The following is a 1,763-nucleotide window of genomic DNA, read 5'->3' on the forward strand; positions in this document are numbered from 1 at the left end:
TATAGTTCAAAATGCCTACACGCTGCGTAGACATTTTGAACAGGCTAAAGCCGTACATAAAAAGCTCCCTTGAAGATACTGCGAGGGAGCTTTTTCCTGCTTAAATTAACGTACTTTTGTGAAATCCTGTTTTTGTCATTATTCTTAACAGCTTATTTAATTTACAGTGATTTTTTTCTGATCCAGTCTTTTATTTACCCATTCTTTAAACAATGCATAGAAAACAGAAACCAGCGGAATAAAAATCAGCATTCCTACGATTCCCATCAAGCTGCCGCCAACAGTCACCGCAGCCAGCACCCAGATTGCCGGAAGTCCTACAGATCCGCCTACCACATGTGGGTAGATCAGATTGCCTTCAATCTGTTGGAGCACAACAAACAGTACCAGAAAAGCCAAGGCCTTTACCGGACTTACCATCAGAATCAGAAAAAATCCGGTCCAACAGCCAATAATCCCGCCAAACATAGGGATCAACGCTGTAAATGAAATCAGTACACCGATCAGCATTGCATAAGGGAAATTGCCAATGGTCATAGTAACAAAAAACATAGCCCCCAGGATCACCGCTTCTATACATTGTCCGGTAATGAAGCTGGAAAAGGTTTTGCTTGCAAGTCTGGCCACCCGAAGGATCCTTTCGACGATCCTCTTTGGAAAAATCGCATAAAATGCCTTTTTCATCTGCCGTGCCAATCGTTCTTTAGTCAGCAGGATATAGCATGCAAATACAAAACCAATACCTACATTCATAGCTGTACTAAAAATACCCTTTGTAAAGGAAATGGTAGAGGCCACAATATTATCAGCACCATTTTTAAGTGTATTCATTACAGAATTCAGAATCTTCTCAGGCTGAATATTGATGGAATCAGCCCATTTTACAATCTGGGAATCCTTTTGAAATGTACTTCCCAACCACTGCTGGATCTGTGGAACTCGCTCTTCCACACGCTTTGCAACACTGACCAGAGCATTACCGATCTGGGGAAGCACAACCAGTACAACAAGCATGATCAGTAGAATGATAAATACAATAGAAAGGAATAAGCTTACAGGTCTTGCCGCTTTCTCTGCACTTTTTTTATGCTTTTCTTTTGCTTTTCCAAAAAGATGACGTTCTATAAATGTCATTGGTACATTCAATACAAATGCCATGGCTGAACCTACAATAAAAGGGAACAATAATCCCCAGCCCAGCCCCAATACACCAAGTACTACATGAATATTCTGAACTCCAAGATACAGGATAATGGCAAAAGTGATCAGATATCTGATCTTAGTCATATTTTCTTTATTCAGGTCCATGCGGTTTCCTTCTTTCTCTTTCTCTTTCTCTTTTTCTCTTCCGTTAGTGATGCTTTTCATCCTGGATTTTTTTATTGTATCATTAATCTCTGAAATCTGCTACAGTTTCTTTTTCATATAGACTATAGCGGAATTGCAAAGCACGGAGCAATATTTTATTGCATAAAAAAAAGCAATGAACCAAGTCCACTGCTCAAATGCTTTTGTACCTTCAAAACCACATACATGCTGACATCCTTTGGAATCGTGAAATCCTGCAATTAACTATTCTCGAAAACGGTCATCTCGCAACTACGTTGCTCGATGCCTTTTGCTTCGCAAATGCCCCTGCCACAGTCTCTGTGTCCATCACCAGATAAACCTGTCTCTGTCCACATCCCTGTGCCATGGCCGCTTTCTCGCTTTTTGGTCAAGCCCTCGACCGATTAGTACTGGTCAACTCCGTACATTACTGC

Annotated in this window: 1 protein-coding gene; it reads right to left on the reverse strand. The window is 40.8% G+C overall.

What is annotated here, in order from left to right; all coding sequences use genetic code 11:
- Window positions 1-156: 156 nt before the first annotated feature.
- Entirely contained in the window at window positions 157-1,368 is a 1,212-nt protein-coding gene (locus tag G5B11_RS18575) for an AI-2E family transporter (protein ID WP_330603185.1), read from the reverse strand.
- Between the last annotated feature and the right edge of the window lie 395 nt (window positions 1,369-1,763).

Origin of the sequence: Blautia glucerasea (genome assembly GCF_013304385.1) — a bacterium.
GTDB lineage: Bacteria > Bacillota > Clostridia > Lachnospirales > Lachnospiraceae > Blautia_A > Blautia_A ammoniilytica.

What these genes read in the sequence shown, in the direction of transcription:
- G5B11_RS18575 (WP_330603185.1), bottom strand. Translation starts at nt 1,368, where the DNA reads ATGAAAAGCATCACTAACGGAAGAGAAAAAGAGAAAGAGAAAGAGAAA.